At 42.1% G+C, this 23376-nt stretch carries 22 protein-coding genes, 1 pseudogene and 1 other annotated feature; of the genes and pseudogenes, 5 read left to right on the top strand and 18 right to left on the bottom strand.

Features of this window, described 5'->3' with window-relative positions:
• Positions 1 to 6: 6 nt before the first annotated feature.
• The 3 genes from ACMX2I_RS06310 to ACMX2I_RS06300 all read right to left on the bottom strand — a co-directional run bounded on the left by ACMX2I_RS06310 (position 7) and on the right by ACMX2I_RS06300 (position 3611).
• Positions 7 to 318 (bottom strand): rhodanese-like domain-containing protein, encoded by a 312-nt coding sequence (locus ACMX2I_RS06310; protein WP_414956476.1) that lies wholly within the window; start codon positions 316 to 318, stop codon positions 7 to 9.
• Positions 319 to 434: 116 nt separating this feature from the next.
• Positions 435 to 2849: a leucine--tRNA ligase gene (leuS, locus tag ACMX2I_RS06305; protein ID WP_289347910.1), complete on the bottom strand. Its 2415-nt coding sequence runs from the start codon at positions 2847 to 2849 to the stop codon at positions 435 to 437.
• 109 nt (positions 2850 to 2958) lie between these two features.
• Positions 2959 to 3172, bottom strand: a binding site (T-box leader).
• A gap of 103 nt (positions 3173 to 3275) precedes the next feature.
• Complete coding sequence (locus tag ACMX2I_RS06300; protein ID WP_003223352.1) at positions 3276 to 3611, bottom strand: DUF4257 domain-containing protein; 336 nt, start codon at positions 3609 to 3611, stop codon at positions 3276 to 3278.
• A 403-nt stretch (positions 3612 to 4014) separates the two neighbouring features.
• Here ACMX2I_RS06300 and ACMX2I_RS06295 point away from each other — a divergent pair, with 403 nt between their 5' ends.
• Entirely contained in the window at positions 4015 to 4800 is a 786-nt protein-coding gene (locus ACMX2I_RS06295) for a blue-light photoreceptor (RefSeq protein ID WP_414956475.1), read from the top strand.
• A 34-nt stretch (positions 4801 to 4834) separates the two neighbouring features.
• Here the strand turns inward: ACMX2I_RS06295 and ACMX2I_RS06290 are convergent, their stop codons facing one another.
• Positions 4835 to 6025: an MDR family MFS transporter gene (locus tag ACMX2I_RS06290; RefSeq protein ID WP_414956474.1), complete on the bottom strand. Its 1191-nt coding sequence runs from the start codon at positions 6023 to 6025 to the stop codon at positions 4835 to 4837.
• 188 nt (positions 6026 to 6213) lie between these two features.
• Between ACMX2I_RS06290 and ACMX2I_RS06285 the strand changes: the two are divergent.
• Positions 6214 to 6961: pseudogene (locus ACMX2I_RS06285) on the top strand (LMBR1 domain-containing protein).
• 236 nt (positions 6962 to 7197) lie between these two features.
• Here the strand turns inward: ACMX2I_RS06285 and ACMX2I_RS06280 are convergent.
• From ACMX2I_RS06280 to ACMX2I_RS06220, 13 genes are all read right to left on the bottom strand, one after another.
• Positions 7198 to 9138 carry an FtsX-like permease family protein gene (locus ACMX2I_RS06280; protein ID WP_414956473.1) on the bottom strand — a complete coding sequence of 647 codons (1941 nt, stop codon included), beginning with the start codon at positions 9136 to 9138 and terminating at the stop codon, positions 7198 to 7200.
• Complete coding sequence (gene bceA / locus ACMX2I_RS06275; RefSeq protein ID WP_087992883.1) at positions 9128 to 9889, bottom strand: bacitracin ABC transporter ATP-binding protein BceA; 762 nt, start codon at positions 9887 to 9889, stop codon at positions 9128 to 9130. Before bceA ends, ACMX2I_RS06280 begins: the two co-directional genes overlap by 11 nt.
• Positions 9890 to 9990: 101 nt before the next feature.
• The gene (locus ACMX2I_RS06270; protein WP_414956472.1) at positions 9991 to 10995 is read right to left on the bottom strand and encodes a HAMP domain-containing histidine kinase; all 1005 of its coding nucleotides are present in this window, start codon (positions 10993 to 10995) and stop codon (positions 9991 to 9993) included.
• Positions 10988 to 11683, bottom strand: a complete 696-nt coding sequence (bceR, locus tag ACMX2I_RS06265; protein WP_087992941.1) for a two-component response regulator BceR — start codon at positions 11681 to 11683, stop codon at positions 10988 to 10990. Before bceR ends, ACMX2I_RS06270 begins: the two co-directional genes overlap by 8 nt.
• Before the next feature lie 97 nt (positions 11684 to 11780).
• Positions 11781 to 13091, bottom strand: a complete 1311-nt coding sequence (gene ytrF / locus ACMX2I_RS06260) for an ABC transporter permease YtrF (RefSeq protein ID WP_289347917.1) — start codon at positions 13089 to 13091, stop codon at positions 11781 to 11783.
• Positions 13081 to 13776, bottom strand: a complete 696-nt coding sequence (gene ytrE / locus ACMX2I_RS06255; protein ID WP_039074819.1) for an ABC transporter ATP-binding protein YtrE — start codon at positions 13774 to 13776, stop codon at positions 13081 to 13083. Before ytrE ends, ytrF begins: the two co-directional genes overlap by 11 nt.
• Before the next feature lie 13 nt (positions 13777 to 13789).
• A complete protein-coding gene (gene ytrD, locus ACMX2I_RS06250) occupies positions 13790 to 14767 on the bottom strand; it encodes an ABC transporter permease YtrD (protein ID WP_414956471.1) in 978 nt (325 codons plus the stop codon).
• Between the two features lie 30 nt (positions 14768 to 14797).
• Positions 14798 to 15769 carry an ABC transporter permease subunit gene (locus ACMX2I_RS06245; RefSeq protein WP_414956470.1) on the bottom strand — a complete coding sequence of 324 codons (972 nt, stop codon included), beginning with the start codon at positions 15767 to 15769 and terminating at the stop codon, positions 14798 to 14800.
• Positions 15763 to 16641, bottom strand: a complete 879-nt coding sequence (gene ytrB, locus ACMX2I_RS06240; protein WP_394715675.1) for an ABC transporter ATP-binding protein YtrB — start codon at positions 16639 to 16641, stop codon at positions 15763 to 15765. Before ytrB ends, ACMX2I_RS06245 begins: the two co-directional genes overlap by 7 nt.
• On the bottom strand, positions 16634 to 17026 hold the full coding sequence (locus ACMX2I_RS06235) for a GntR family transcriptional regulator (protein WP_394715674.1): 393 nt from the start codon (positions 17024 to 17026) through the stop codon (positions 16634 to 16636). Before ACMX2I_RS06235 ends, ytrB begins: the two co-directional genes overlap by 8 nt.
• Positions 17027 to 17059: 33 nt before the next feature.
• On the bottom strand, positions 17060 to 17197 hold the full coding sequence (locus tag ACMX2I_RS06230; protein WP_003223326.1) for a hypothetical protein: 138 nt from the start codon (positions 17195 to 17197) through the stop codon (positions 17060 to 17062).
• Between the two features lie 161 nt (positions 17198 to 17358).
• A complete protein-coding gene (locus tag ACMX2I_RS06225; protein WP_087992891.1) occupies positions 17359 to 17631 on the bottom strand; it encodes a YtzC family protein in 273 nt (90 codons plus the stop codon).
• Between the two features lie 137 nt (positions 17632 to 17768).
• The gene (locus ACMX2I_RS06220) at positions 17769 to 18839 is read right to left on the bottom strand and encodes an ArsR/SmtB family transcription factor (protein ID WP_414956469.1); all 1071 of its coding nucleotides are present in this window, start codon (positions 18837 to 18839) and stop codon (positions 17769 to 17771) included.
• A 144-nt stretch (positions 18840 to 18983) separates the two neighbouring features.
• Between ACMX2I_RS06220 and ACMX2I_RS06215 the strand changes: the two genes are divergently transcribed.
• From ACMX2I_RS06215 to ACMX2I_RS06205, 3 genes are all read left to right on the top strand, one after another.
• A complete protein-coding gene (locus tag ACMX2I_RS06215; protein WP_414956468.1) occupies positions 18984 to 20645 on the top strand; it encodes an MFS transporter in 1662 nt (553 codons plus the stop codon).
• 86 nt (positions 20646 to 20731) lie between these two features.
• Entirely contained in the window at positions 20732 to 21700 is a 969-nt protein-coding gene (locus tag ACMX2I_RS06210; RefSeq protein ID WP_414956467.1) for a TIGR01212 family radical SAM protein, read from the top strand.
• Entirely contained in the window at positions 21697 to 22281 is a 585-nt protein-coding gene (locus tag ACMX2I_RS06205; protein WP_414956466.1) for a class I SAM-dependent methyltransferase, read from the top strand. Before ACMX2I_RS06210 ends, ACMX2I_RS06205 begins: the two co-directional genes overlap by 4 nt.
• Here the strand turns inward: ACMX2I_RS06205 and tbcS are convergent.
• Positions 22271 to 23374: a tetraprenyl-beta-curcumene synthase gene (tbcS, locus tag ACMX2I_RS06200; protein ID WP_414958302.1), complete on the bottom strand. Its 1104-nt coding sequence runs from the start codon at positions 23372 to 23374 to the stop codon at positions 22271 to 22273. The genes ACMX2I_RS06205 and tbcS overlap by 11 nt on opposite strands.
• Positions 23375 to 23376: the final 2 nt, after the last annotated feature.

Here is a 23376-nt window from a genome sequence, read left to right as displayed (position 1 = left end):
TCTCCCCTAGTTTTTTGGTTTTGTTTCGCCTTCCCAGGCCATCATGCCGCCTTCAACGTTGACGGTTTTAAAGCCCTGCTCATCCAAGTACCTGCAGACATTCATGCTGCGCATTCCTGAGCGGCAGATAAACACGTACTCTTTGCCTTTATCAAGGGTGTCCATTTTTTCAGGAATATCCCCCATGCGAATATGAACAGCTTGCGGAATCATGCCTTCCGCCACTTCTTCATCTTCTCTGACATCAATCAAATATAACTCTTCCTCCGCCTCAATTTTTTCTTTTAAAGCGGCTGTGCTGATTTCTTTTATCTCCAAAGAAAACACTCCTATTCACAATGATCATGTTCAGTATAGCAAAGTCAGCCGGGCGATTGCTATTCAGAGACTGATGAAAAAAATCCCCTTTTGATAAAGGGGATTTTTTCTCAGGCTTAGTTTGCCACAATATTGACAAGCTTGCCAGGCACCGCGATGATTTTTCGAATCGTTTTGCCTTCAAGCTGCTCTTGGACCTTTTCATCTGCTTGAGCAAGCTGTTCCAGCTGTTCTTTCGTCGCATCGGCAGGAACCTGTAATTTCGCTTTTACTTTTCCGTTCAGCTGAACAACGATTTCAACTTCATCATCCACAAGTTTTGTTTCATCATATACAGGCCAAGCTTCGTATGCAATCGTGCCGGAATGGCCAAGCTTCTCCCATAGCTCTTCCGCTAAGTGAGGGGCGATTGGAGAAAGAAGCTTTACGAAGCCTTCCATATATTCTTTTGGCAGATCTGACGCTTTATAAGCTTCATTAATAAAGACCATCAGCTGGGAAATACCCGTGTTGAAACGAAGGCCTTCGTAATGATCTGTGACTTTCATGACCGTTTCATGATATACGCGCTCCAATGTTTCACCAGCGCCTTCAACGATTTTGCCATTAAGCTCACCGCTTTCTTCAACAAACAGGCGCCATACACGGTCAAGGAAGCGGCGCGCGCCGTCTAAGCCTGATTCAGACCAGGCGATTGAAGCATCAAGCGGTCCCATGAACATTTCGTACAATCTTAGCGTATCAGCGCCGTGAGAGGCAACGATTTCGTCAGGGTTGACAACGTTCCCTTTAGATTTACTCATTTTTTCGTTGTTTTCGCCGAGAATCATTCCTTGGTTGTACAGCTTTTGGAATGGTTCTTTCGTCGGCACTACACCGATATCATAAAGGAACTTATGCCAGAAGCGGGCATACAGAAGGTGAAGCACGGCATGTTCTGCGCCGCCGATATACATATCAACCGGAAGCCATTTTTCCAATTTCTCTGGTGATGCCAGCTGATCCGGGTTACGCGGATCAATATAGCGCAAGAAATACCAGCAGCTTCCCGCCCATTGCGGCATTGTATTCGTTTCTCTTCTTCCTTTTTTCCCTGTCTCAGGGTCTGTGACTTCCACCCACTCTTTGATGTTCGCAAGCGGTGATTCGCCTGTTCCGCTCGGTTTGATTTCATCCGTTTTCGGCAAAATCAGCGGCAGCTCCTCTTCCGGCACAGCCGTTGATGTTCCGTCTTCCCAATGAATGACCGGAATCGGCTCGCCCCAATAACGCTGGCGGCTGAAGAGCCAGTCGCGCAGACGGTATGTCACTTTCTTCTCGCCGTTTTTCGTTTCTTCCAGCCAAGCGATCACTTTCGCAATTGCTTCCTGCTTGTTAAGGCCGTTTAGAAAATCAGAGTTCACGTGTTCGCCGTCGCCAGTGTACGCTGCTTCCTCAACGTTTCCGCCTTTCACAACTTCCTTCATCGGAAGGCCGAATGTTTTGGCGAATTCAAAATCACGCTCATCGTGACCAGGAACCGCCATGACAGCACCTGTTCCGTATGATGCAAGAACGTAATCCGCAATCCAGATCGGCAATGTTTCTCCGTTTACAGGATTGATCGCATAGGCTCCTGTGAAAACGCCTGTCTTTGTTTTCGCAAGATCTGTACGCTCAAGGTCACTCTTTGATTGAATTTCTTTGATATATGCTTCTACAGCTTCTTTTTGCTCTGTCGTTGTGATGTGTTCCACCAATGCGTGTTCCGGAGCAAGTACAGTGTATGTAGCGCCAAACAGCGTATCTGGTCTTGTCGTAAATACCGTAAAGGATTCATCATGTCCATCTACAGCAAAATGAACGTGCGCACCTTCAGAACGGCCGATCCAGTTGCGCTGCATATCTTTAATGCTTTCCGGCCAGTCAAGCTCTTCCAAGTCTTCGAGAAGCCTGTCCGCATAGGCGGTGATTTTCAGCATCCACTGCCTCATCGGGCGTCTCTCTACCGGATGGCCGCCGCGTTCGCTCTTGCCGTCAATGACTTCTTCATTGGCAAGAACCGTACCTAAAGCAGGGCACCAGTTTACAGGCACTTCGTCAACGTAAGCAAGGCCTTTTTCGTATAGCTTTAAGAAAATCCACTGCGTCCATTTATAGTATTCAGGGTCAGTCGTATTGATTTCACGATCCCAGTCATACGAGAAGCCAAGCGACTGAATTTGGCGGCGGAAATTATCGATATTCTGCTTCGTAAACACAGCGGGATCGTTCCCTGTGTCAAGTGCGTATTGTTCAGCCGGCAAGCCGAATGCGTCCCACCCCATTGGATGAAGGACATCGTGGCCCTGCATACGCTTCATTCGAGACAGGATATCCGTGGCTGTATACCCTTCAGGATGGCCGACGTGCAAGCCCGCTCCTGACGGATAAGGGAACATGTCCAGCGCGTAAAATTTTTGTTTTTCATTATGATCAAGAGTGGCAAATGTTTTGTTTTCAAGCCAGTATGTTTGCCATTTCTTTTCTATCTCTTTGTGCTGAAAACTCAAAGTGAAAACCTCCTTCTGATTGAATACGGCGTGTATGGTTCAAGTATTGACGGGAAGGAGAGAATTATATTCAGAATATTCCCAAACTAAAAAAAACTCCCTCATCCCAAAAAGGGACGAGAGACTTTCGTTTTCCCGCGGTACCACCCTCGTTAGCGCGGCATGCGCCGCACTCACTTGATACTTTTAACGCAGTTATGCGTCAGCGGCTTTTCACCGCTGCAACTCTGAGGTGAGTTCGGAAACAAACTTGATTGACTTTCACCAGCCGTCAACTCTCTGCACAATATCTGTTTCTTACTGCTCCTCTTCATTGTTCTTATCGCAACCGTAATCTTAACTGTATTTTATAGAATTCTGTTCATAAGTGCAAGCAGGTTTGTATACAATGGGAATGTACCCTGAACGGGCGGAGATTGAGGACAATTATTCGGGTGGAGTTTTGGTTTGACGTTTGGACTCGGCCGGTTCGCCGCCGCTGTTCATTTCTCTCACAAAGTCAAAACTTCTGAGAACAGCTTCACCGCCGTAGCCTGAGATAATGGATAAGATGACAAGTTGAATTCCTGAATCGGGGTCAGCGGATAATACAAGTAAAATGGAAGCTGTCATTCCGATAAACCAATCTTCCAAAAATCCAAGGTAGATAAACCGCTTCGTCATTCTGGGTTTCTCCAGTCTGCCTCTCTTTTTCACATGACCGAGAATCCCCATGATTCCTCCAATTACACAAGCAATGAGTACCTGATGCAGCATCTTCATCATCACCTTCCTAAAGCCCTTATTTCGTAAAGCGACTTCAGGCCATCCAGCCCCCTTAAACGATTCCGATGATTTTCGATATCTACATACTGGCAAATCTGAAAAAAGCTTGTTTCTTCCATTATATGTGAACACATGATCGGTAAGCTTGATGCATTGGATTCATTTTTCACCCAGTGACATTTACCTAGTCACTCATTAAGCTTCTATAAACTTTCCGTTCATATGTTCAATTTCTGTTCTTATTTTTAGTGTATACGAGGACAAGCCTTGATGACAAACAACAAACTACACGCTTGCTTGAATCAGAACATGTGTTGTGCTACGGTTACTGTATAATTCATTGTAAAAAGGGGAATACAAGGCTTTCGCACAGTAAGCTGGCGGCCTAAGGGGGATTTATATGGCTAGTTTTCAATCATTTGGAATACAAGGACAGCTGGAAGTCATCAAAAAAGCGCTTGATCATGCGCGAGTCGGTGTGGTCATTACAGACCCCGCACTTGAAGATAATCCTATTGTCTACGTAAACCAAGGCTTTGTTCAAATGACCGGCTATGAAGCCGGAGAGATTTTAGGAAAGAACTGCCGCTTCTTACAGGGGAAACACACAGACCCCGCTGAAGTAGAAAACATTAGAACCGCTTTACAACATAAAGAGCCGGTTACCGTTCAGATCCAAAACTACAAAAAAGACGGAACGTTATTCTGGAATGAATTGAATATTGACCCGCTCGAGATTGAAGGCAAGGCCTATTTTGTCGGCATTCAAAAAGATATCACCCAGCAAAAAGAGTATGACAAGCTTCTCGAGGATTCCCTCACAGAAATCACTGCACTTTCAACGCCTATTGTCCCGATTCGCAACGGCGTTTCGGCTCTTCCGCTAGTCGGCAACCTGACAGAGGAGCGATTTAATTCCATCGTCTGCACATTGACGAATATCTTATCAACATCCAAAGATGATTATTTGATCATTGATTTATCAGGGCTGGCACAAGTGAATGAACAAACCGCCGATCAAATTTTCAAGCTGAGCCATTTGCTGAAATTAACCGGGACCGAATTAATCATTACCGGCATTAAACCCGAATTGGCCATGAAAATGAATAAACTGGACGCCAATTTTTCATCGCTGCAAACATATTCAAATGTAAAGGATGCCGTTAACGTGCTTCCGATCATGTAAAAAGATCCCGCTCATCCGGCGGGATCTTTTATTATTAAGAGATTGATGCTTGTTTATTTGTTTCCTTAGCCGGTTTTATCCGTTTGTCATATAAAAGCGTTGTGGCGATACTGATCATCAGCAAAACCAAAAGAGACAAAACAAGAGCCTGAATGCCGAAATGATCGACAAGCAAACCGCCGAACAACGGACCAATCATTCTGCCGCCTGTCGCCGCGCTGTTGACAAAACCTTGATAAAATCCTTCCTTCCCTTTAGGGGCAAGCTGGTTGGCTATTGTCGGCACCGCAGGCCAGACAAGCATTTCCCCGATGGTCAGGATCACCATGGCAGCCAGAAACATCGGGAAGTGCTTTGCCGTCAGCAGCATACTGAAGGATACAATAAAAATGATAAATCCGATGACCATTTGCGCCTTCAGAGACTCCGCCCACTTTTTCACCACAAAGCTGACAAGCGGCTGGCCAAATACAATTAAAATTCCGTTGACCGTCCACAGCACACTGTATAAGGAAAGGGATATCCCAATGCTTTGCGTGTACGAAGCAATCGTGGTAGACCATTGAGAATAAGCCAGCCATCCGAGTACGTAGCCGCTGCTTAATATGATGAGCGCGGCAAATTTCGCTTTGCTGTTTACAGCATCATAATCAAGCACAGACGTTTGGGACGCATCCTTCGTCTGAATATTTCGAAATCCGAAATATACGATAAAGAAAAAGGCCATATACAATACAGCATTCGCCAAAAATACATATGAAAACGAGAAAGAAGCCACGGCACCGCCAAGTGCTGAGCCGACGGCCACACCCGCGTTTTGTGCGACATAGATCGCATTAAATGCCTTTCTTCCCCCTTCAGGCCACACCGATCCAGCCATTGCATAGCTTGCCGGAAAAACAACGCCGGAACCAAATCCCACAATGGTCAGCAGCACAATGTAGGCCGGCCAATCATGTAAAAAGACAAGGCCCAGCAGGCTTGCCAACGTAATCGCAATCCCGAGCATAATTGATTTAAAGCCGCCGATTTTATCAAACAAAAAACCGCCGCTTAAATTCCCGACCACACTGGCGCCTGAATTCAGCATCAAAACAAGCCCGGCTACTGTTAACGACTTCCCTAAATGATTATGGATATAAATCGTATTCAGCGGCCATAAAAAAGAAGCACCCGTCACATTAATAAACATTCCAATAACTAAAATTTTAAGAGCACGCGGCATACTCATCCCCCTTTCTCGCCTAAAAAAGCTCATGAAAAAAACGAAACCTAAAACGGCTCCGTACGAATCGAGTGATCATAGCACATTCATTCTATCTGTCTATTTCACATTTTTCAACTGATGAGCGTGAAAAAATCTAACAAATATTGTTTAAAAAATGTAAAATAAATAGAAAAAGGGGTAATGTTATGGAAATGGTATTATTATTCTTAGGATTTCTTGCATGTCTCATTTCGCTTGGCTATGGATTGTATCATCTTGTCAGATATGTGCTAAAAAAGGAAAAATGTTTCTCTAAGAGACTCTTTTGGCCGCTTTTGATAGGAGGCCTGGTGCTGCTCGTCACCGGAGCAGCATTGACAGACCCAGACGCTGCAGCAGCAAATGCCGAGAAAAAATATTCAGCGCTAAACGCCGAATATAAAAGCCTTACAAAAGAGCATGAAGCACTAGAGAAAAGAATATGAAGCGGCCAGTTCTAAAGCAAAGAAGTTGAAGGACAACACAAAAGACCAAGACAAACTACAGCAGCTTGAAAAAGAAAATAGTGATCTAAAAAAGACTCAGAAATCATTAAAAGCAGAAATGAAAGAGCTTCAAGAAAATCAAAAACAGCTCAAAGAAGATACAAAAACAGTAAAGGCTGAAAATGAAGCACTGCAGCAAGATAAAACACAGCTTGAAAAGCAATTAAAAGAGACGAAAAGCCAAACTGCAAGTTCACAAGAAAACGCTGGAAGTTCTTCTAGCAATACGAATAAAAGTAATGAAACCAAAACAGCTGCCACAGCAGAAGGCTGTAATATAAAAGGCAGCAAAAGCGGCATCTATCACACACCGGGCAGTACATACTATGACCGGACAACCGATCCGGCTGAAATGTTTTGCTCAGTTGAAGAAGCTGAAGCCGCCGGTTACCGGCCGCCAAAACGATAAACGAAAAGCTACAGAACCTCTGGAGCTTTCAGATTGTTGACAAAATCCTAAAACGGTTTAGTTTTAGGATTTTGTCATCTTTTCAGCGTGGTTGAAAACCCTTGAAGTCTAGGAAAGGCGAGCATTGGAGCGGAGCGAATGTCCTAATTCGTGAGCACCAACGCACAGGCTTGACAACGAATGCAAGGGTTTGTCGACACGCTGAAAGCTCCAGAACCTCTGGAGCTTTTGCTGTTTCACAACGACGATTTAATAACCTTCTTATAATAAAGAACGGACAGAAAGCCAAAAATGGAGTAGAGCGCAGTGTATAACACCATCACCAGAATCATCGGCGTCCACACCTCAGATCCGAATAAGAACCAGCCGGATTGGACGGCAAAATAGCTGTGGAAAAGCCCGACAACCAGCGGAATGCCGAAGTTATACATTTGTTTGATGCGTATCCCCCTTATCAAGTCGCCTTGTGTAAAACCTAGTTTTCTCAAAATCGTATAATTCGGTTTTTCATCTTCACTTTCACCCATTTGTTTAAAATAAAGGATACAACCTGATGTAATCAGAAACGTTAAGCCTAAGAAGCCGACGATGAACATCACGATACCAAACAGTGATTTTTGCGCAATGCTTGCATCCAGCCTTGATAAATGCTGATCTTTCTTGTTCACCTTTTGAAAAAGCTCATTCGCTTTTTCCAGCTGGTCTTCATGTTTCACATTGATGCCGATAAATTCAGATTGGGTGAGCTGAATACGGGGATCTTTGTTTTTGTTCAGATATTGAAACAGGCTGTCATCCACTATGACAGCGGGCAATCCCCCGCTTGTAAACGGAAAGGATAGAAGAAACTCTTTTCTTAACCCTTTGTATTGTAGAGATGTCGTCTTATGCTCGCTTTTCACTTTAATGCCGCCTGCATCTTTTAATACCATGATTTTTTGCAGAATATCGTTATACCCCGATAAAACGGCTTCCCCTTCTGGCACATCGACCTGTTCCACCTCTTTGTCACTCACAACCGCAAGCTGCATGTTATGGGGGTCACCCTGCATTTCCTTCGGGTCTCCATCCATAATATTTGCAATGTCAACATTCGCTTGCAGGAAAGGGGTTTCTTTTTTCACATATGAAATATTGCGTTCATTCAAACTGCTTTCAAATGTTTTGGCATCTTTCTCATTCATAAATGAAAAATCAGCCGCTACATTTTGTTCAGCGGTCTTTTCGGCCGAGTAATACGAAATATAAGCAAGTGATAGCAGCCCAATGGCGAGCGCTGAAACGGTTGTAATAATCGTCAATAACAACGCGTTCGATTTCATTCTGAACATAATTGATGACAGTGACAGGACTTCGGAGATATTTAAGTAGCCGCCCTTGCTTTTTCGGATGATATTCGAGATAAAGGTCACCGAACCTTTATAAAAGAGAAACGTTCCGACAATGACAGTCCCCAGAATAAAGCTCATCGCGCCGAACAGTTCATTCATGGTCTTAAATTTACCGCCAAACAGCTCTGAAGACACATAGTATCCTGTCAAAATCAGCACAATGCCTAAAGCGCCGATCAGCATCTGGAAAAATGATATTCTCTTCACTTGGTCTTCAGTAGATGACGTCACTTTAAACAAAGATAAAATACTTTGTTTTTTGATAAACGTATAATTCATCACCATGATTAAAAGGTAAATGCCGCAGAATACAATGATCGTTTGGATCAAGGCCTGACCGGAAAAATGCAGTTTCGCATCAGCTTTGACGTCGACAATTTTGAACAGAATCATCAGGACAAGCTTCGATATCGAAAACCCCGCAGCTACCCCGATCGCTAAGGAACTGAAATACAGCATAATATTTTCCGCACTTAAGATGCGAAAGATTTTATGCTTCGTCATTCCGATTAATTGAAAAAGCCCGATTTCTTTACTCCGTCTCTTAATAAAAATCGTATTGGCATATAATATGAAGATCGACACCACGACCACAAGCAAAATCGAAGCGGTTTTAATAGCAGCGGCTCCCTTGATTGAAGACTTCACTTCATTAATCGCAGGATCATATTGGAGTGTGACAAAGGCGAAATAAAGCGCCACGCTAAAAATCAGCGCAAACACATACAAATAGTAATTCCGAAGATTCTTTTTCAGATTTCTTAGGATGAGCTGATTAATGTTCATGCTGCACCCCGCCTAACACGCCTTGCGTTTTCATGATGTCCTGGAAAAACGTTTGTCTGTCTTGGTCTCCTTTATTTAGCTGTGTATACATTTGCCCGTCCTTAATAAAAATCACTCTTCCGCAGTAGCTGGCAGCGACAGGGTCATGGGTGACCATGATAATCGTAGCATTGCGTTTCTGATTGAGCTGGCTCAGCTTGTTTAATAGATCAGAGGCTGATTTTGAATCAAGCGCGCCCGTCGGCTCATCTGCGAAAATAATGCTCGGTTCATGAATAAACGCTCTCGCGGCAGATGTGCGCTGCTTCTGGCCACCGGAAATTTCATTTGGGTACTTATCACGGAGTTCATCAATGCCCAGCTCTTTCGCCACCTCTTCGAACTTGCGAATCGCTTCACTTTTGGGCATTTTTGTAATCGACAACGGCAGGAGGATATTCTCTTTTACTGTCAACGTATCCAGCAGATTGTAATCTTGAAAGATAAAACCTAAATGCTGTTTTCTGAATTCAGCCAGCTGCTTTTCCTTCATTGATGTCATGTCATTTCCGTCAATGTTAATGGTTCCGTCACTGACCTGATCAATGGAGGACAGAACATTGAGCAAAGTTGTTTTCCCAGAACCTGACGCCCCCATAATACTGACAAATTCACCTTTTTGAATATGAATATCAATGCCTTTGAGTACTTCTTGTTTATTCAGCTTGTTTCCATAGCTTTTTCGAATTTTATTTGCTTGTAAGATCATCATTCCTATAATCTCCTTTATATTGGATACTCTCATTATAAAAAGGATTGCCGGGCTTTTCCTTCGATACGGCGAACAAAAAAGAAAAGCATGTGACATTTTCGTCACACGCCTATGACTCGTTCAAATTGATTCCGTTTGGGGAAAGTTAATGTAAAAACGGTTCCCGCACCGGACTCCGAACGTACATCAATATGGATCATTAACGGGGCCGCGGCTTTTTTCGCCAAGTACAGCCCCATGCCAGTGGACCCTTGATTATGGTGGTCCGTTGTGGATGTAAATCCTTTATCAAAAATGCGGGGCACATCTTTGAGATCAATGCCCCTGCCAAAGTCCTTCACTTCAAGCTGCGTCTGCTCCCCTTTTTGAACGCTTTTGATTTCAATGTCGGAGGCTTCGCTGTATTTCACCGCGTTTGTCAGCAGCTGCCTGATGATAAACGCCAGCCACTTTGCATCGCTCAGCACTTCCTCAGCCTCCAGCTGAATATCAAAGCCAATCCCTTTTTGGATACACCACGACTGTAAATCTTTGATCTCCTTGAAAATTAGAGGCTGAAGCTGAATGCATTCTACAGACAGATCGTTTTCAATAAATGACATGCGCTTTTGATGAAGCTGTTGATCTAGAAGCAGGTGAATTCGCATCCATTCATACGATAGCTGGGCTTTCAAGGCTTGGTCTTCCATTCTGTCAATGATTAAATGCATCGCTGTTAATGGGGTTTTGACCTCATGGATCCATGCCATCAGCTCATCTTTTTCATTTTCTAATGCCAAGCGATGCCGGGCTGCGGTTTGTTTCAAATGCTCCGTTTGTCCGGTAATGCTTCTATCAACCATCGATTCAAACGGCGTTTCCGGTTCATTTATGGCTGTCACATCAAGATTGTTCTCCCAAGTTTTCAAGCTTTTATAAAACGCCGTTTCTTTCAGATAGCGGACCCAAATGAAAATGATAAAAAACAAGACACACAAATACACCATATAAAGAACATTTTTAAATGAAATGGAGGAATCAACAAAAGCAATGAAGAGCATCAAAACCTGCTGAAACAAAAACACGGCAATCCAGCTTCGCCTTTCAGTAAGGAATGCTTTAATCATAGAAATGATCCTCTTCCTTCGCCATGTAACCTTGGCCGACTTTCGTCTCGATATATGTGCCAAGCTGCAGGGCGTCCAGTTTTTTTCGCAGGCGATTGACATTGACGGTCAGCGTATTATCACTCACAAACCGCTCATCGTTCCACAAGCTTCTGATCAGCTCTTCACGGCTGACAATCTTGTTTTTTTGTTCTATTAATTGTTTGAGAATGAACATTTCATTTTTCGTCAGTTCAACAGAGCCTTTGTCATTGCTGACGAGATTCTGCTCCGCGTCTATGGCAGCCCCGCACCACGTTTTGAGCGTGCTCGGCTCTGTATTATAATGATACACACGCCGGAAGATCGCTTGGATTTTCGCAATCAGCACATCAAAATGAAACGGCTTTTGAATAAAGTCATCTGCCCCGAGCTGCATGGACATCACCATATCAGCAGGATGATCCCGGGAGGATAAAAAGAGAATCGGAACATTTGACCGGGAGCGGATCAGCCGGCACCAATGAAACCCGTCAAATTTAGGCAGCTGAACATCAATAATGACACAATCAGGCTTAACCGCTGCAAATTCCTGCAGTACTTGACTGAAATCTTGAATGCCATATACATCATAAGACCATCCCGTTAAACGATCCTTGATTTCATGAAACAGCGATTCATCATCTTCAATCAGCAAAAGTTTAAACATCAACTCACCGCGCTTTTTCCTTTTTTTATTCAAGTGTATAGCAAAACACCATCATACGCCATAGAGAAAGCCGGCTGTCTCAGCCGGCTCGTACGCATTATAATTCTCTTCTTAACGCTGTCAGCACGTTGGTTTTGGTCGCTTTTCTTGCCGGGTTCATCCCGGAAATCACCGCAACCCCTCCGCAAATCACAACAGCGATGATCACAAGGCTGGCCGGGATGTAGGAGAAGGTGTAGTTCAAATCGCCCGCATCACTTCCGCTTGTCGCCGCGAGAATCATCGGGACAGCCAGATTGACAAGGAAGCTTACGCCGTAAGAAATAATAATCCCAATCACACAGCCTAAAATTCCGATATACGCGCTTTCCATCAGGAACATTCGGCGAATGATGGACGGACTCGCCCCAATCGCTTTCATAATGCCAATCTCCTGCGTTCTTTCTGTCACCGCCATCGTCATCGTGTTAAAAATGCCGATTGCTGAAATGATAACCGCGATACATCCGACAAAGATCAGGCCGATTTTGAAGACCATGAAGAAGGTGTTGGCTCCCTCAAGCTCGGTAGTAACTGATGTGACATAGTATCCATCATCTGTCAGATCATTTGTCAGCTGTTCCACGTTCTCAAATTTATCAGCAAAAACGCCAGTGTTTTTTTCAACATTTCCGCCTTTGAAATCTAAGAATTCCGAAAAATCCTTCTTGAATTGATCACTGATGAAAATGTTTGAGTCCTCCATCCAATCTTGAGATGGCTTTTTTGTAATACCGACAATTTTAAAATCATATGTTTTTGTTTTTTCAACATCCCCTGTTTTAGGATTTGTTTTTGATACACTTAATTCAATCGTTTTGTTCAGAATATCTTTCGTATAGCCATCTGGTTCTTTTATATCTTCCGGATTTCCTTTTGCTTCCTCAATTTTTTTGTTATACGCTTCCGATTCTTTTTTCGTCAATAATCCCTTTGCAAAGTCGTATCCTACTACAATTTCATTTTCCGACTTTGCGACTCTTCCTTTTTCCAACTCCATATTGGCCTTTAGTTCATCGTTCATATTGGTAAAGATGAGATTAGAGCTTTCATTTGTGCGATTGCCTAAAGTTGCTTTGTTTGGTTCATACACTTGTGTTCTTTCTACAACTGACCTCACATGATCATACTTCTCTAAATCAGCTTTTTTAATGGGCTTATCGCCTTCCTTTCCCATTACACTGACTTTCGTCACAACCTGCTGGCTCATCGTCATATCCGTAATCGTCTTTTGAATCCCGAATCCAACCGACGACAGCACAACCAAAAACGCACACGCCATTGTTGTCGCAAGAATTGTCATAAAGACACGGAGCCTGTTTTTCTTCATATTTCTTCTGATAAAATGAACCTGATCCTTAAACCTCAACCGTAATTCCTCCTTTTAACACACCGTCATGAAGCTGAAATTTTGAATGTCCAATAGAAGCGACTTCATCATCGTGGGTAATGATCACAAATGTAATGCCCCGCTCGCGGTTCAGCTGCTGAATCAAATCCAGCACTTCCTGTTCCGTTTCTGAATCAAGGCTTCCCGTCGGCTCATCCGCTAAAATAATGGATGGATTTAAAATCAACGCTCTCGCAATACTGACACGCTGCTGCTGTCCGCCTGACAGTTCATTCGGATAATGAGCGGCGTGATTCTCCAGACCGACGCGTTTCAGCATGTCCTGCACCTTTTGCTTGCGCTCAGACGGTTTGATCCCTTTTAACGCCAGCGGCATTTCAACATTTTCATATGTTGTTAACCCCGGGATGAGCTGAAAGCTTTGAAAAATAAACCCAAAGTGTTCAAGGCGGAACTGAGCCCATTCCTTTTCATTAAAGCCAGTGACATCAGTTCCGTTAATGACAATCCGCCCTTTTGTCGGCGATATGTAGCCGGAAATTAAATTCAAAAGCGTTGACTTCCCCGACCCGCTTCGTCCGACTATACAGGCGATTTCACCTTTCGCCACGCTTAATGAAACATCTTTCAATACTGGCACTTCATTCTCACGGCCTTTTTTTCCGATCGTGAAAGAATGGTCGATATGCTGAACATCAATCATATTTTTCTCTCCCTTACACATGTTTTGTTTTTTTATAAATCGCAAAATAACTGATGAAGAAACCAATTACCGCGCCTGCAGCCATGCCAATGAGATAGCCTGCAAAGCTCTCGCTGGCAGAAAATCCAAAATAGCCAAATCCCATGATTCCTATGATAATAACGATGATCTGCACCGGACGGTCAAGCGGCTTCCATAAGAAGAAGTACCCGTTTCTTTCATTAGACAGTTTGACAAAACTAATATAGCCGATGATGTAGAAGATGATAGTCATGATAGCCGGAATCACTAAATAATGAGGTGAATTCTCCACCCATTTCGAGTCTACATAGGTTATTGGAATGAAATACTGCACCCATTTAGGTATTGGACCATGGATAAAATCAATTGATCCGCCAAAAAGGATCTCGAGGTTGATCGCAGGCAGGCTGATGAGTAAAAATGGCGAAATGGCCACGGTAAATGAGACCAAAAGCTGTGCAAAAATATTGCCTGTCAGAGCTCCTCCTGCCATAACAAGCGAATAAGCCAGCATGCTGACAATGATCATTCCAAGGCTGTAATTGTGAAAATAAACGGCCTGATCTGGCTTCAAAAGCATGATCAGCAAAACAGACAAAACATAACCTATGAGCTGCGGCACCACAATCACCATTCCGCCGGTAAGGAACTTCGCATTAAATATCTGCCCGCGTGTATAAGGAAGACTTAATGTAAAATCAAAGAGACCCTTGCTTCGTTCGATCCCAAGCTGGCTGACCGCCAAAACGACTCCCCAAATCCAAAAGAATGAAATGAATGTGCCGTTTAAGTAATCAACACTGAATACGCAGGGGCCGACCCAACTTTCTTTTCCGGTGACACAGCCTTGATAGGTAAGATACATATTGAAAATCGATAAAGGATTACCTAGAATAGAAACCAAAATAGCGATTACTAACAGAGCTTTATTTTGCCTCCACTCTTTATAAAGCAGGCCGTAATACGGCATTTGTATTCCCCTCCAAACTCTGAGCCGTTTCTAATGTCTTATTTTTTTATAGATGGAAAAATAACTGATCAAAAACCCTATGACTCCCCCGATAATCATTCCGATAATATAACCCACTATGGATTTGCCTGTAGAATACCCCACTAAACCGAAACCAAGGATACCTAACACAATGACAAGGATCTGTATAGGCCTATCCAATTTTCTCCACAAAAAGAAGTGTCCATTTCGTTCAATATGATTTTTTTTAAAACTGATGGATGCAATGAGATAAAAGAGAATACTCATCACTGCAGGAATAAGCAATAAATATTTACTCTCCGACACCCAACTTGAATCCGCATAAAAAATTGGTGTAAAGTCCATCAGTTTATGGTCAAATTCATAAGAGAAAAAATTCCAAGCTTGAATCCCTGAAAGGATGCCTATATGATAAATCGGCAACGTGATAATTAAGTATGGCAATATCGCAGTTGCAAAAGCTGTCAACAACTGAGCAAAAGCATTCCCAGCTAATGTCCCAGCGGCCATTACTAATGAATAAAACATAAAGCTGGTGATGATCATACCAATGCTTCCATGTTCAAAATAGTTTACCTGTTCGGGTTTTAAGATTAAAATAAGCAACCATGCCAATAAAAACCCAATTAATTGTGCAAATACAATAACAACAGCGCCTAACCAAAATTTCGTTTGAAAAATTTTACTTCTTGTATACGGTAGACTTAACAAGAAATCAATTGTGCCTTTCGAACGTTCAAGCCCGATCAAGCAAACTGCTAATATAATTCCTATCACCCAATTGATTTGAATGTTACTGTTTATGTGGTAATTTAGGGTGAAAGCACAATATTGTGGATCTGAATGCGCTAGACATGCCTGACTGATTGAATATGTGTGATAAACCGTTAAAGGATTTGCAAACACTAAAAACACAATACTAAGCAAAATCACCACTTGATTCTGTTTCCACTCTCGATAGAGGAGACCTCGGTCTACCATCTCCGCTTCCCTCCAAACTTCGCAATGAACACTTCTTCCAAGTTGACAGGAAGCTCGTTCCACACTTTTGGCTTCAGTTCTCTTAAAAAGCTCATTTTCTCCTCGTCACTTTTCGGAATCAGGACCGTATAGAACACGCCGGCTTGATCGAGCATCGGAATGTTTTGTTCTCTGATCTCCAAGTTGACATCTGTATCAAACGCCATTTGAATTTTGATGTATTCTTCTTTTAGCTCATCAAGATCCATCACATTCGTCAGCCTGTTATCTTCGAGAAAACCGATTCGGTTGCACATCCGCTCTATGTCCTCAAGCCGGTGGGAGGTGATAAGGATGCTCGTATCACGCTCCGCCACTTCATCGACCATCAGCTGGAGCACATCATGCCTTGTCACCGCGTCTATTCCATCCGTCGGCTCATCAAGGAGAATCAGCGCCGGTCTCGCCGCAAACGACAGAACGAGCGACAGCTGTTTTTTCAGGCCCGTCGACAGCTCACGGTACTTTTTCGTTTCTGGAATTTCGTATCTATTCATCAACTCATTCGCGTACGTGACGTCAAATTTCGGATAAATTCTTCTCAGGATGTCGACAAGCTGCTTATATGTATACTTGTCGTAGAAAGGGTTTTGAACGGGCATGTAGATCATATTTTGTTTGACCTTCGGATGCTTTTTGATTTCTACGCCGTCAAACAAAATCGTCCCGCTGTCTGCGAAAATGATTTGCTGGATTAAACGGAGCATCGTCGTTTTGCCTGACCCATTGCGGCCGAGCAGCCCGAAGATTTCTCCTTTTTCAATCGTTAATGAAACATCTTTTAATACTTGATTGCCGTCAATCGTTTTTGACAGCTGCCGTAATTCAATCATCCTCTTGCCCTCCTTTCACATCCATGCTGATTTCCTTCATCCATTCCTGCAGTTTTTCCAGCTCAACCCCTGCATAATGGGCATCGATGATGAGCTGTTTAAGTTGCTCTTTAATCATCGTCATCTTCCCTTCAACCAAAGTTGTTTTCGCTTGCTCCGAAATATAGGTCCCTCTGCCCCGCAGCGTCTCGATAATCCCTTCACGCTCAAGCTCTTTGTACGCTTTGCTGACAGTGTTCGGATTCGCAATAATGATCGTCGCCAATTCTCTGACAGAAGGAAGCTTATCACCGGGCTCCATGATCCCTTTTAAACAAAGCTCTTTCATTTGCTGAATGATTTGTTCGTAAATGGGTGTTGAGCTTCTTGGATCGATTTGAATCATTTACTTCCCTACTTTCTATACGATCTGAACCTTTTATAAATAAAACTGATCAATTATACTTTTTTGCCATTCAAAACCGATCATCACTAGAACAAGAAAAAAAGAACAAGCGATCACAGATGCCGCGATCAGCATCGGCAAGTTACGTTTGTTTCGTTTTTTATGTTTCATAACTGCCTCCTTCATTTCAAACTAAATAAATGACTAATCTATCTTGAAGTGTCTATAGTGTATTACATCAATTAGTACACTCAATACAATAAATACTTTTACGCCTAAAGTCAATCCTTTTTTTACAAAAAAACGGACCCTTAGTCAAAAGGGTCCGTTTCTTACACATCAAGAGGGTGATGCAGGATCATATTATTTTGTAAAGCTTGAAGCTGAAGCCTCATTCTGTACAGCTGTTCTCTCTGCTGGTCATTTGACGACAGCCACAGCTTATTTAAAGCATTTACCGCATTTTCAAGCTGCATTTGCGCGTCACTGTATTCTTGGTCGTTATAATGCTCTTGTTTTGAAGCGAGTTTAAGCTGTTCTTCAGCATCATCATACGCCTGCATACATTGCTGGAGATGTTCATCTACTGATTGTCTTGTTGCCACAGTAACCCCTCCTAAGAAGAAGAATCACCTATAGTTTGCTTCCAAAAAATTATGTCATGAGCAGTTTTTCTAGGTAAACAACCCAATTCTTTATTTACATATAACGAATTGATCATGGTTTTGTGGATAGCCTAATATTAATCATTTACCATCAGGCTATGATGCAAATCATGCAATAGCAAACGAACGGTTTCTGCGTCTAAATAATAGTAAGTTCTATTTTGTATTCGTGTTGTATGAACCAATCCATGAACAGCCAATATTCTCATATGATGTGAAATTGTTGCGTTTGACAGCTGTAAGGATTCAGCTATTTCGTTTGCGTATAATTTTTTATTCCTCAGGAGCATAAGAATTTTAAATTTACTTTTATCTGAAAGTAGTTTCAAAATACCAATCATTTTTTCAACAGTTTCATCATTTTGGGTTATAAAAAATGTATCAGCTGAGTAACCAAGTCCTAAATAAATTACATTTCTATTTTTTGCAACAATCGCAGTAAATGGATTTAGAATAGGATACATATAAACGTCACAATTGTCCAAATAATGCTTTCCTTTGATGGTTTCAATAATATGTATCGGAAGGTCCTTTTCCATTTTGTTTAACTGAGCAATCCACTTTTTCTGTTGAGAGCTCAATTTTGATAAAGCTTTATCAAGCTGTTCATTGATTTTCAATAATGTTTCACAAAAAGATTGTATATAAGCTGTTGGCTGCTTTATAACCTCAAATACATTCCATTTTGATTCACTGGTAATCGCTAGTTTTTTTAGCAAAAGAAAAAATTCCTCTTGAGTTTCTGCATACCCCTCCTCACCTGCACTTGACTGTCCCTCTAAGTATAAGAGTGACTCGGCGATATTCATTCTTATCTTTTCTTCAGGGCTTTCTCTCAACATCTGAATAATGTCATAAAAGTTTTTATCATAAAGATCAGAAATTCTAAAAAAAGTTGTTGCTAAACAAAAAATATTGCCGTTTACAACATCCCCATACTGACGAAAACTACTGAAATAAAAGTCCAAAAACTCACTGTAATCTTTTTTAATTCCTTTTAATTCTTCTAATGCTTGAAAATACTCAACCTCTATTTTCACATTTAGTTTTTGCCAGTATTCCTTATAAAATGATTCATGTTTAACAAAAAGTAAAGCAGATATTTTATCTAAAAACCCTGACACTGTGTCATTCACTTTTACCTCCATGTGTAAAACTCCTTTCGAACCCAGTTATATTATTATAAATCATTCATTCGGTTATTCCGAGCGATTGACAAATACAAGGAGATTTCCTATTATTAGATGATGATGAAACAACAGTTAGATCATAATCTAAATTAGGAGGCACAGATGAAATTTAAAAATCAATTATCATTAATATCTTTATTGATAGGCACATTTATTTCTGTAATGGATACAACGATAGTAAACATCGCACTGCCTGAAATGTTATCTGATTTTTCCTGCACACTATCTCAAGTGGCCTGGGTTGCTACAGGCTATACACTAGCATTCGCTGTTATGTTAGTTGCTGCATCTAAATTAGCTGATCATTTTGGAAGAAAAAAAGCATTTATATTTGGGCTAGCCCTTTTTATTTTCACATCATTTCTGGCGTGTATAAGTGGGTCCATTGAAATGCTGATTGCAGTTCGAGTCATTCAAGGCTTATCAGCTGCTTTTATTGTTCCAGTAACAATGCCAATTGCTCTCGAAATTGTCCCCGAAGAAAAAAAAGGAATGATTATTGGAATTTGGGGAGCTTTTTCAGGGCTTGCCGCGACATTAGGCCCTGTTCTCGGTGGATTGTTAACTGAAAATTTTAATTGGCAATCTATATTTTTCATCAATATTCCTCTAGGCATTATCGCTATCTTTTTTGCTGCTATATTCATAACGGAAAGCTATGATAACTCAGTCAATAAAAAAGTTGATTATATTGGTATGCTCATTTTATCTGGAGCTCTATTCTGTTTAACATTTGGTTTTGCTAAAGTATCAGATTTAGGCTGGACATCTTCCACATTTCTTATTTTTATGAGTGTATCAATGTTATTACTGATATTATTCTTCTATATTGAATCAATAATAAAATACCCAATGATCCCTTTATCAATGCTAAAGGTAAAGACATTCACTTTTAGTTCATTAACACTTTTTATGCAAGGGTTAGGACTAACGAGCGGAACTCTTATCATCACTTTACTGCTTACTAATCTAATGGGAAAAACAGAATTAGAGGCAGGTCTAATTGTATCTGTTTTAGCTTTATCTTCTATGTTTACCTCTGTTCTATCTGGAAAGTTATCGGATAAACTAGGAGGCGCTTTATTTTCTTGTTTAGGTATGACGGGGTTAACAATATCTACTTACTTCTATAGTTATATAAGATATGACAGTTCTATTTCATTTGTAATCATTCTTCTATGTATATCCGGCTTAGCTTTAGGACTTATCATTGGGCCTGCTATGGGTTCAGGAATTCGGTTAATTCCCACAGAAAAAATCGGTATCGCATCAGGGATTTTAAATATGATGAGGACTGTAGGACAAGCAGTTGGGATCGCTATTCTTACTAGTGTCCTAACAACAAGCATCAATCATCATGTAGATTCCGCGACAAAAGAAGCTGTAAAAATTACTGAAGATAATCCTGCATTTGATGAAATGGCCAAAAAAGAAATGATCGCCCATTTGCGCCAGTCAGACAGTAACACATTTGACCAGGAAAAAACAATGAAAGAACTAAATCAAAAAGAAGAAGAACTTCTCTCTAAAACACCCAAGCCATACAAAGATACAGTTAAAGAAACGTTTAAAAAGCAAAGAGAGCAAGTCATCATTCTTCAGGACAAAATAGCAGGACTTTATAACGAGAAAATCAGTGACAGCTTCAACTTTACGTTTAAGATTGGCAGCATTATTCTTGTACTTGGAATTATTTTTTCTCTATTCAGTGATATATCTCCAAGAAAACAAAGAGTGAAGCAAGAAAAAACAAGTTCCTTATAACGTTTACGTATGGAATTAGTTTGTCCCGTATCTTCTTTCGTGCTACAATTTTAGGATGCAATTGTACGCAAGGAGGCACATGAATTGTGATGCAGAACAATCCTTTTCCTTATTCAAATACGGAAAAACGCTATCATACATTGAATTATCATCTTAGAGAACATTTCGGCCATAAGGTGTTTAAAGTGGCGCTAGACGGCGGCTTTGACTGTCCGAATCGGGACGGCACCGTTGCCCACGGCGGCTGCACTTTTTGCAGCGCAGCAGGTTCAGGCGATTTTGCCGGAAACCGGGCCGATGATTTAATTACGCAATTCCATGACATCAAAAACCGCATGCACGAAAAATGGAAGGACGGAAAATACATCGCTTATTTTCAGGCCTTCACCAATACTCACGCGCCGGTTGAGGTGCTTCGTGAGAAATTTGAATCTGTCCTGGCCCTAGACGATGTGGTCGGCATTTCGATCGCCACACGTCCGGACTGTCTGCCCGATGATGTCGTTGACTATTTGGCAGAACTGAATGACCGCACGTATTTGTGGGTAGAGCTTGGGCTTCAAACGGTTCATGAACGGACTGCTCTTCTGATCAACCGCGCACATGATTTTAACTGTTATGTGGAAGGCGTCAATAAGTTAAGAAAACACGGCATACGTGTCTGCTCCCATATTATCAACGGACTGCCTTTGGAAGACCGGGACATGATGATGGAAACCGCAAAGGCCGTCGCAGATTTGGACGTCCAGGGCATTAAAATCCACCTGCTGCACCTATTGAAAGGCACGCCGATGGTCAAGCAATATGAAAAGGGAAAACTGGATTTCCTTTCTCAAGATGAATATGTGCAGCTCGTTTGTGATCAGCTTGAGATCATTCCGCCGGAAATGATCGTCCACCGCATTACAGGTGACGGACCAATTGAGTTGATGATCGGGCCAATGTGGAGCGTCAACAAATGGGAAGTACTAGGCGCCATTAATAAAGAACTTGAAAATCGCGGCAGCTATCAAGGGAAGTTCTTCCAACATCTTGAGGAGGAATCAGCTCTATGATTTTGAAAAAAATCCTTCCTTACAGTAAAGAACTGCTGAAAATGGCAGCGGGGGAAGGAGATATCGTCATAGATGCAACGATGGGCAACGGCCATGATACGCAGTTTTTAGCGGAGCTCGTCGGTGAAAACGGCCATGTGTACGCTTTTGACATCCAAGGATCAGCCGTGTCCAACACGAAGGAACGGCTCGGTAAGACATATCAAGGGCGAACAACGTTATTTCACAAAAGCCATGACAAAATCGCTGAATCCCTCCCTCCTGAAACACATGGCAAAGTGGCTGCCGCTGTGTTTAACCTTGGCTATCTGCCGGGCGGGGACAAGTCGGTTACGACCAACGGAAATTCAACCATCAAAGCGATTGAACAGCTTCTAAGCATCGTGAAAGATGAGGGCTTGATTGTTCTGGTTGTTTATCATGGCCACCCGGAAGGCAAAGCTGAAAAAAACGACGTGCTCGATTTTTGCCGAGACTTGGATCAGCAAGCAGCCCGTGTGTTAACTTATGGATTTATCAATCAGCAAAATGATCCGCCATTTATTGTCGCCATTGAAAAAAAAGCTCAAATCAGCAAATGATTTGAGCTTTTTTCTTTGAGTTTTTCATCCAAGCTATTTTTTGAAATTTTCGATAGGCTCTGCCGTTGATATAAAAGAAAAAGGAGGTTTTTCCGCTGGCTTTGATCAGCTTCTTCGCGAGCCGGCCCATTTCCTTTTGGCCCGCCACTTTATCATCTGACAAATAAACGCCCAGCAAGCCGCGATTGATTAAACGATGGAAGTTTTCATGCGGAATGCCGTGCAAATGTTCATCGGCTTTTCGGATAAAGTGTTCAAGCCGCTTCATCATTTCTTCATGCGACTGATAATACGAGCAGAAATTCAAGTCCCCTTCCAGCAAGTCCTCCTCCTGATCAATCAAATAATCGAGCAGAATGTGAAGACCTTGTATGTAAGGAAAATAACTATTGTGAATTTTTTTAGCGGTTGTTTCCGTGAAATCAGGCTGGAATGAATACGCAACAAGACAGAAAATGCCTAATGTAGAGCCTGCACAAGCCGAAAATTCATACCATTCCATCTCAGGAAGCTCTGATTCATATTGAGTAAACCACTTCTCAAGCCTCGGAACACGTTCATGCTCAATGACGTGCTTATGCACCTGCAAATCGCAATAATAGCCGCATAGTTCAAGCAGATACGGTTTAATCATGTCGTAGTGCTCAATTGAACCAAGAACACGCTGACACGTTTTGACCAATTCATGCAAATACCCGCTGTCATCCTGTTCTTCTCTGAATTGATAATAATTGCGCGGCTCCGCTCCCACTGTCAGTGCGTCCTGCATTGAGGCGTGGAGCATCCGAAAATCCTGCGGGTCAAGTGAGGTGCTGCGGTCGCACAGATTGTCCAGATAATCACTGATCGTTTGATACGCGATGATAAACTCGACACATTTTTGCTTTTGATTGCCTGATAATAACGCCAGTATGCCGCCGCCTTCACAGTGGAATGTTTTGTCTCGAATACTTGCGGTTGCCTGTGCTTTTAATTCACTGTTATGAATTGATTCTGATTTTCGCTTCCATATGTCCAGCTCTTGATGAACGAGCGGAAAAATATCTCGATATACTTTTGCCATCAGTCCAAAAGGATGTTCCGGTACTGTCAACA

It is taken from the genome of Bacillus sp. SW14, from assembly GCF_047608225.1.
Taxonomy (GTDB): Bacteria; Bacillota; Bacilli; order Bacillales; family Bacillaceae; genus Bacillus; species Bacillus subtilis_G.
This window is presented reverse-complemented; position numbering and strand designations above follow the sequence as displayed.

What these genes read in the sequence shown, in the direction of transcription:
- ACMX2I_RS06235 (WP_394715674.1), bottom strand. Translation starts at nt 17,026, where the DNA reads ATGATTCAAATCGATCCAAGAAGCTCAACACCCATTTACGAACAAATC.
- ACMX2I_RS06215 (WP_414956468.1), top strand. Translation starts at nt 18,984, where the DNA reads ATGAAATTTAAAAATCAATTATCATTAATATCTTTATTGATAGGCACA.
- bceR (WP_087992941.1), bottom strand. Translation starts at nt 11,683, where the DNA reads ATGTTTAAACTTTTGCTGATTGAAGATGATGAATCGCTGTTTCATGAA.
- ACMX2I_RS06290 (WP_414956474.1), bottom strand. Translation starts at nt 6,025, where the DNA reads ATGCCGCGTGCTCTTAAAATTTTAGTTATTGGAATGTTTATTAATGTG.
- ACMX2I_RS06220 (WP_414956469.1), bottom strand. Translation starts at nt 18,839, where the DNA reads ATGGAGGTAAAAGTGAATGACACAGTGTCAGGGTTTTTAGATAAAATA.
- ACMX2I_RS06280 (WP_414956473.1), bottom strand. Translation starts at nt 9,138, where the DNA reads ATGAACATTAATCAGCTCATCCTAAGAAATCTGAAAAAGAATCTTCGG.
- ytrB (WP_394715675.1), bottom strand. Translation starts at nt 16,641, where the DNA reads ATGATTGAATTACGGCAGCTGTCAAAAACGATTGACGGCAATCAAGTA.
- ytrE (WP_039074819.1), bottom strand. Translation starts at nt 13,776, where the DNA reads ATGATTGATGTTCAGCATATCGACCATTCTTTCACGATCGGAAAAAAA.
- ACMX2I_RS06205 (WP_414956466.1), top strand. Translation starts at nt 21,697, where the DNA reads ATGATTTTGAAAAAAATCCTTCCTTACAGTAAAGAACTGCTGAAAATG.
- ACMX2I_RS06245 (WP_414956470.1), bottom strand. Translation starts at nt 15,769, where the DNA reads ATGGTAGACCGAGGTCTCCTCTATCGAGAGTGGAAACAGAATCAAGTG.
- ACMX2I_RS06300 (WP_003223352.1), bottom strand. Translation starts at nt 3,611, where the DNA reads ATGAAGATGCTGCATCAGGTACTCATTGCTTGTGTAATTGGAGGAATC.
- ACMX2I_RS06230 (WP_003223326.1), bottom strand. Translation starts at nt 17,197, where the DNA reads ATGAAACATAAAAAACGAAACAAACGTAACTTGCCGATGCTGATCGCG.
- bceA (WP_087992883.1), bottom strand. Translation starts at nt 9,889, where the DNA reads ATGATGATCTTACAAGCAAATAAAATTCGAAAAAGCTATGGAAACAAG.
- ytrD (WP_414956471.1), bottom strand. Translation starts at nt 14,767, where the DNA reads ATGCCGTATTACGGCCTGCTTTATAAAGAGTGGAGGCAAAATAAAGCT.
- ACMX2I_RS06295 (WP_414956475.1), top strand. Translation starts at nt 4,015, where the DNA reads ATGGCTAGTTTTCAATCATTTGGAATACAAGGACAGCTGGAAGTCATC.
- ACMX2I_RS06270 (WP_414956472.1), bottom strand. Translation starts at nt 10,995, where the DNA reads ATGATTAAAGCATTCCTTACTGAAAGGCGAAGCTGGATTGCCGTGTTT.